The organism is Microbacterium sp. K35 (genome assembly GCF_004794375.1).
Taxonomy (GTDB): domain Bacteria; phylum Actinomycetota; class Actinomycetes; order Actinomycetales; family Microbacteriaceae; genus Microbacterium; species Microbacterium sufflavum.
Window position 1 is genome coordinate 1 of record NZ_SSDM01000290.1, and the last position, 6,665, is coordinate 6,665.

7 protein-coding genes and 1 pseudogene are annotated in these 6,665 nt (G+C 71.0%); 1 reads left to right on the forward strand and 7 read right to left on the reverse strand.

Going from position 1 to position 6,665, the window contains the following annotated elements; translation table 11 throughout:
- Nucleotides 1-636: SDR family oxidoreductase (locus DW299_RS11260; protein ID WP_136036638.1), on the forward strand; the 636-nt coding region annotated here is incomplete at its 5' end.
- A 22-nt stretch (nucleotides 637-658) separates the two neighbouring features.
- Here DW299_RS11260 and DW299_RS11265 read toward each other — a convergent pair.
- From DW299_RS11265 to DW299_RS11295, 7 genes and pseudogenes are all read right to left on the reverse strand, one after another.
- Entirely contained in the window at nucleotides 659-1,510 is an 852-nt protein-coding gene (locus DW299_RS11265) for an alpha/beta hydrolase fold domain-containing protein (protein WP_240745383.1), read from the reverse strand.
- Nucleotides 1,511-1,658: 148 nt separating this feature from the next.
- Nucleotides 1,659-2,825, reverse strand: coding sequence for an L-rhamnose isomerase (rhaI, locus tag DW299_RS11270; RefSeq protein ID WP_136028674.1), 1,167 nt, complete (start codon nucleotides 2,823-2,825; stop codon nucleotides 1,659-1,661).
- The gene (locus DW299_RS11275; protein WP_136036639.1) at nucleotides 2,822-3,205 is read right to left on the reverse strand and encodes an L-rhamnose mutarotase; all 384 of its coding nucleotides are present in this window, start codon (nucleotides 3,203-3,205) and stop codon (nucleotides 2,822-2,824) included. Before DW299_RS11275 ends, rhaI begins: the two co-directional genes overlap by 4 nt.
- A 54-nt stretch (nucleotides 3,206-3,259) precedes the next feature.
- Nucleotides 3,260-4,294, reverse strand: a complete 1,035-nt coding sequence (rhaS, locus tag DW299_RS11280; RefSeq protein ID WP_136028676.1) for a rhamnose ABC transporter substrate-binding protein — start codon at nucleotides 4,292-4,294, stop codon at nucleotides 3,260-3,262.
- Nucleotides 4,291-5,400 (reverse strand): ABC transporter permease, encoded by a 1,110-nt coding sequence (locus DW299_RS11285; protein ID WP_136036640.1) that lies wholly within the window; start codon nucleotides 5,398-5,400, stop codon nucleotides 4,291-4,293. Before DW299_RS11285 ends, rhaS begins: the two co-directional genes overlap by 4 nt.
- Nucleotides 5,397-6,416, reverse strand: a complete 1,020-nt coding sequence (locus tag DW299_RS11290; RefSeq protein WP_240744485.1) for an ABC transporter permease — start codon at nucleotides 6,414-6,416, stop codon at nucleotides 5,397-5,399. Before DW299_RS11290 ends, DW299_RS11285 begins: the two co-directional genes overlap by 4 nt.
- Nucleotides 6,413-6,665, reverse strand: a pseudogene (locus tag DW299_RS11295) (D-xylose ABC transporter ATP-binding protein); the annotation flags it as partial. The gene DW299_RS11290 and the pseudogene DW299_RS11295, both read right to left, overlap by 4 nt.

Genomic DNA, 6,665 nt, shown 5'->3' on the forward strand with positions numbered 1-6,665 from the left:
GACGTGCTCGCCGCGGGCCGCACCGCGGAGAGCGTCGCCGACATCGCACGCGAGACCGGCGCCACGCCGCTCGCCTTCGACCTCGAGGACGAGGGCGAGATCCGCGCGGCGATCGAGGGCCGCGACCTCTACGGCGTCGTCAACTGCGGCGGCTGGGGCGGCGAGATCGCCACCCCCATGGACACCGACATCTCGGTGTTCGACCGGGTCATGAGCATCAACGCGCGCGGGGCCCTGCTGGTGACCAAGTACGCCTCGCGCGAGATGATCCGCGGGGGCAAGGGCGGCGCGATCGTGAACGTGTCGAGCCAGGCGAGCCTCGTCGCCCTCGCCGGGCACATCTCCTACGGCTCGTCCAAGGCGGCGCTCGACAACATCACGCGCGTCTCGGCGCTCGAGCTGGGCGGCCACGGCATCCGGGTCAACAGCGTCAACCCGACCGTGGTGATGACGCCGATGTCGGCCTGGTACTGGGGACGCCCCGAGATCGAGGATCCCTTCCTCGACGCGATGCCTCTGCACCGGTGGGCCACCGAAGACGACATCGCCGCGCCCATCGTCTTCCTGCTGGGCGACGGCGCCGCGATGATCTCGGGCGTCTCGCTCCCCATCGACGGCGGCTACACCAGCCGCTGAGGCGGCCACGGCGCCCGGCACCTCAGGGAAGCTGTCGCAGGCGCTCGGCGAAGCGCTCGACGGTGGCCGCGAACGCCGGGGCGTCCGGGCGGTTGAGGTGCCCGTGGGTGGTGCCCGGCTCGGTCGACACGTCGACGTCGACGCCGGCGGCCGAGAGGGCGCGCGCGAAGGCCTCTCCCGACATGCGCAGCTCGTCCGTCTCGTCGTTGACCATGATCGTCGGGGGGAAGCCCGCGAGCTGCGCGGGCGCGGCGGTCCCCGGGATCGCGTAGACGTCGGCGCCGTCCAGCGGTCCGCCCAGATAGTTCTCGTACATGCCGCGCACGAACGCGGCGGTGAAGACGTCGGCGTCCGGCTGCGCGTCCAGCAGGGCGCGCAGCTCGCGGGTGGGGGCGTCCTGAACGGCCTGGAGCGTCGGGTAGGCCAGGACCGCGAGGCCCGGGACCGGTCCGCCGTCGTGGGTCAGTCGCAGGGCGGCGCCGGCGGCGAGGTTGCCGCCCGCACTCGCGCCGCCGATCGCCCATCCCCGCGCGGCGATCCCGGAGGACACGGCCCAGCGGAACGCGGCGACCATCTCGTCGTGCGGCACCGGGTAGTGGATGCCGCCGCGCTCCGGCGAGCCCAGACGGCTCGTCCAGTCCGGGGTCATCGGCGCCAGGCGGTAGTCCACGCTCACGACGACGATGCCGTGCGCCGCGAAGGCCCGCGCCACCGCATCCGCCTCCGGCATGTCGAGGTCGCCGCCCGCGAAGCCTCCGCCGTGCGCCCAGACGAGACCCGCGCCGGTCGGCGACGCCGGGGTGTAGAGGCGCACGCGCAGCGCGCCGTGCGGTCCGTCCAGCACCCGGTCGGCGATGTGGAGGTCCGCGCTCACGGCAGCACCGTGTACAGCAGCCAGACCGCGAGCGGGGTGCCGATCACGAAGAACAGCAGACCGATGATCGCGCCGCGGCGGGAGGGCTTCTCGTCGGGGGAGGACATGCGTCGAGCATGGCAGACGAGCGACGGTTCGCGCCGGTGGGTCAGGCTCCCCAGCCGGCCTGCACGCCGCCCACGCGCTCCTCGGCGATGCGCTGCTGGTACCCGGACGCCGCGTAGGCGGCCATCGGGTCGGCCGGCAGGCCGCGCGACTCGCGCCACTCCGCGAGCGCCGGGCGCACATCGGTCGAGAACGCGTCCATGAACACGGCGTTCGCCGTCAGCACGTCGCCCGAGCGCTGCGCGGCAGACAGCGCCTCGCGGTCCACCAGCAGGGCACGCGCGGTCATCTCCTGCACGTTCAGCACGGAACGGATCTGCCCGGGGATCTTGTCCTCGACGTTGTGGCACTGGTCCAGCATGAAGGCGACGTCGGGATTGTTCAGGCCGCCACCGCGGATCACCTCGAACAGGATGCGGAACAGCTGGAACGGGTCGGCCGCGCCCACGATGAGGTCGTCGTCGGCGTAGAAGCGGGAGTTGAAGTCGAACGAGCCGAGCTTGCCGAGCCGCAGCAGCTGCATCACGATGAACTCGATGTTCGTGCCCGGCGCGTGGTGACCGGTGTCGAGGCACACGAGGGCCTTGTCACCGAGCGCGCTCACCTGGGCGTACGACGTTCCCCAGTCCGGCACATCGGTGTGGTAGAACGCGGGCTCGAAGAACTTGTACTCGAGCACGAGCCGCTGGTCGTCGCCGAGGCGCGCGTAGATCTGCTGCAGCGAGTCGTGCAGGCGGTCCTGACGACCGCGCAGATCGGCCTGCCCGGGGTAGTTGGAACCCTCGGCGAGCCAGATCTTCAGGTCGCGGCTGCCCGTGGCGTCCATGACGTCGATGCACGCGAGGTGGTGGTCGATGGCCTTGCGGCGGATCGCGGCGTCCTCGTGCGTGAGCGCGCCGAACTTGTAGTCGTCGTCCTGGAAGGTGTTGGAGTTGACGGTGCCGAGCGTCACGCCGTGGTCTTCGGCGTGACGGCGCAGGTCGTCGAAGGAGTCGACCAGGTCCCACGGGATGTGCAGCGCCACGGTCGGCGCGAGGGCGGTGTGCGCGTGCACCTGGGCGGCGTCGGCGATCTTCTCGTAGGGGTCGCGCGGGGTGCCCGGCGTGCCGAACACCTTGAACCGGGTGCCGGAGTTGCCGAAGGCCCAGCTGGGCAGCTCGATGCTCTGCTTCTCGAGCGCGGCGAGGATGTCGGGGGTGAGGATGCTCACGATGCACGGCCTTCGGTGTCGGTGGTGGCGGAGGAGTCGGTGGCGCTCGCCGCGGCGAGCTGGTCTTCGAGGTGGAATACCTCGGTGAGGGAGGTGGCGGCCTGATCGGGGCGGCCGTCGAGGCCCGCGAAGAAGCGGCTCATCTCGGCCTCCCACCGCGCGGCGACGGGCGACGCGGCGAGGTACGCCTGGGCCGCCCGGTCGTCGTCGGTCTCGTAGTAGCCGAAGAGCGTGCCGCCGGCGCCGAGGAAGAGGCTGTAGTCGCGTCGTCCGGCGGCGGCGATCTCCGCCAGCATCTCCGGCCGCACGGGGGAGTGCCTGGCCACGTACTCGTCGAGCAGCTCGGGGCGCACCTGGAGCTGGAAGGCCACGCGGGTCATGAGGGTCCTTTCGGTGTCCGGCCGGTGCCACGCGGCACCGGCCGGACGGGCGACTCAGAAGTCGAAGTCGCCGATGTTGTCGGCGTCGAACACGAACGGGTCGCCCAGCAGCACGACGCCGTCGGCGCCGACCGTGTACTCGCCGAGGTCGCCCGCGTCGAACGTGTCGCCTTCCTTGCCGGTGATGTCGCCGGCGATGAGGGCGTGGGCGGCGAACGCGGCGAGGTAGCCGAGGTCTTCCGGGTTCCACAGCGCGAACGACGTGACGGTGCCGTCCTCCACGTACTCGCGCATCTGGTTCGGGGTGCCGAGCCCGGTGAGGGCCACGGTGCCCTTGTAGTCGGACGTGGAGAGGTAGCGCGCGGCGGCCGCGATGCCGACCGTGGTGGGCGACACGATGCCCTTCAGGTCGGGGTGGCTCTGCAGCAGTGCCGCGGTCTTGTCGAAGGACGTCTGGTCGTCGTCGTCGCCGTACACGGTCTCGACGATCGTGATGTCGGGGTAGTCGCTCGCGACGTACTCCTTCATCAGGTCGATCCAGGCGTTCTGGTTGGTCGCGTTGGCCGAGGCGGAGAGGATCGCGATCTCGCCCGCGCCGCCGATCTGCTCGGCGATCTGGTCGATCTGCACCTTCGCGATGCCCTCGGAGTCGGCCTGGTTGATGAACAGGTCGCGGCACTCGGTGTTGGTGTCGGAGTCGAACGTGACGACCTTGACACCCGCGTCGCGGGCCTCGTTCAGGGCGTCGCAGATGGCCTTGGGGTCGTTCGCCGAGACGACGAGCGCGCCGACGCCCTGCTGCGTGGCGGTGTTGATGTAGCTGACCTGGGCGTCGGGCGTGGCCTCGGCCGGTCCCACCTCGGAGAACGTGCCGCCGAACTCCTCGACGGCCTTCTTGCCGCCCTCGCTGGACGTGTCGAAGTACGGGTTGCCGAGGTTCTTGGGCAGGAAGGTGATCGAGGCGTCGCCGCCGCCTTCTCCGCCGCTGCCGCTGCCGCCGTCGCCGGATCCGGCGCAGCCGGTGAGGGCGACCGCCGCGGCCACCGCGAGGGCGGCGAAGGCGGTCACGCGCTTGCGTGCAAACGTCATTGTTCGTTCCTTTCGTCGGGGGATGCCGCGGTCGCGGCGTCCATCGGTGCCCCTGGCGCTGTGGTGCCGGCACCGGCGGGGGTTCTGCCCGGTCGGCGGCGAGCTCTCTGCAGCCAGGCCAGGACGCTTGCGGCCACCACCGAGATCACGAGGAGCGTGCCGGTGATGATGTTGATGACGTCGGAGGTGACGTTCACCAGGCGGAGCGCGCTCGCGAGCGCCCCGATGAGGAAGGCGGCGGCGATGACGCCGTAGATCTTGCCGCGACCGCCGAAGACGGACACCCCGCCGAGGACGACGGCGGCGATCACCTGGAGCTCGAGGCCGGTGGCGTTGTCGCCGCGGGCGCTGCCGTAGCGGAGCGTGTAGAAGATGCCGGCGAAGGCGGCGACCGCGCCGGAGAGCACGAAGAGCACGAGCTTGGTGCGCTCGACGTGCACGCCGGAGAAGTGCGCCGCGTCCTTCGACAGTCCCACCGCGTACACGCCGCGACCGAACGGGGTGAAGTGCAGCAGGACCGCGAACACGGCCACCAGCACCAGGAACGGGATGGTGATGACGGGGATGGGCGTGCCGGCGATCTTGGCTTTCGCGAGGTCGCTCCAGAACTCCGGGAAGTCGGTGACGGCGGCCGTGCCGAGCAGGCCCACCGCGAGGCCGCGGTAGAGCGCGAGCGTGCCGATCGTGACCGCGAGCGAGGGGAGCCCGACGACGGTTACCAGGAAGCCGTTGAACGCGCCGCCGACGATGCCGACCGCGAGCGCGGCGAGCGCGGCGATCTCGAACGGGAGGCCGCCCTGCACGAGCGCTCCGGTGACCACGCTGGACAGTCCGACCATGCTGCCGACCGAGAGGTCGATCTCGCCCGTGATCATGATCAGCGTCATCGGCAGCGCGATCAGCAGGATCGGGGCGATGTCGAGCAGCAGGTAGGTGAGGGTGATCGGCTGACCGAAGCCGCGGATGCTCGTGGCGGCCACGACGGCCACGACGATCAGCAGCCCGACGATCGCGGCCTCGCGCGTGAGGAGCAGCCGGCGCCACAGCGGCTTGTCGTAGTCGCGGATGACGCGGGCGCTCGCGGTGGTGGTGGTCGCGGTGGTCATGACTGGTCCCTCGCCTCGATGAGCCGCCGTCTCTGCCGGACCGCGAGCACGCGGTCGAGCACGATGGCGCCGATGATGAGCAGGCCGACGACGGCGCGCTGCCAGAAGTCGGGGATGCCGAGGATCGGCAGGGCACGGTTGATGGTGAGCAGCAGCACGGCTCCGATCGCCGCACCCCAGACCGAGCCGATGCCGCCCGTGATGGCGACGCCGCCGATCACCGCGGCGCCGACCGCGTCGAGCTCCCATCCGGCTCCGGCCTGGGAGTTGATGGTGCCGTAGCGTGCCGCGTAGAACACCCCGGCGAGCCCGGCGAGCGCACCCGACAGGACGAACGCGGTCAGCACGCGGCGCGTGACGCGCAGGCCGTACAGCTCGGCGGCTGCGGGGTCGGAGCCGATCGCGTAGAACTCCCGCCCGCCGCGCGTGTTCTTCAGGTACCAGGCGGCCGCGGCGAGCACGATCACGGCGACGACCGCGAGGATCGGGATGCCCAGGAGCTGTCCGGTGCCCAGCGCCAGGAAGTCGCGGGGGAGGTCGGAGGCGTTGACGCGGTCGCTGCCGGTCCACAGCACGTTGATGCCCCGGTAGGCGTAGAGCGTGCCGAGCGTGATGACCATGGCGGGCACCTTCGCGTAGGCGACGAGGGCGCCGTTGATGAGTCCGAGGAGGGCGCCGAGCACGACGGCGGCGATCACGACGAGCACGATGGGGATGCCGGGCACGTCGATGAAGAGCCGTCCGGTGAGGTAGGCCGTGAGGCCCATGACCGAGCCGACGGAGAGGTCGACGTTGCGGGTGATGAGCACGATGGCCTGACCGACCGCGACGAGCACGAGGATCGAGGGCGTGAGCAGCAGGTCGCGCCAGCCGTCGGCGCTGAACAGGAACTTCGGGTTGTTGAGGGTCGCGGCGGTGATCACGAGCACCAGGGCGAGCAGGATGCCGAACTCGCGCGCCCTGCCGATGCCGGAGATGCGCGTGGTGAGCGCGGAGACGGGGATGGCGGTGGTCACGAGGAGAGCTCCGATGCGTGCGTCGCGGCGAACATGACGTTCTCGGAGGTGGCCTCCGAGCGGGGGATCTCGGCGGTGATGCGGCCCTCGCGCATCACCAGCACGCGGTCGGCCATGCCGAGCACCTCGGGCAGCTCCGACGAGATCATGAGGATGCCCATGCCCTGGCCGGCGAGCTGGGAGAGCAGCCGGTGCACCTCGGACTTGGTGCCGACGTCGATGCCGCGGGTGGGCTCGTCGATCAGCAGC

Excerpts from the sequence above, each read along its gene's own strand:
- DW299_RS11275 (WP_136036639.1), bottom strand. The coding sequence starts at position 3,205 with ATGACCCGCGTGGCCTTCCAGCTCCAGGTGCGCCCCGAGCTGCTCGAC.
- rhaS (WP_136028676.1), bottom strand. The coding sequence starts at position 4,294 with ATGACGTTTGCACGCAAGCGCGTGACCGCCTTCGCCGCCCTCGCGGTG.
- DW299_RS11285 (WP_136036640.1), bottom strand. The coding sequence starts at position 5,400 with ATGACCACCGCGACCACCACCACCGCGAGCGCCCGCGTCATCCGCGAC.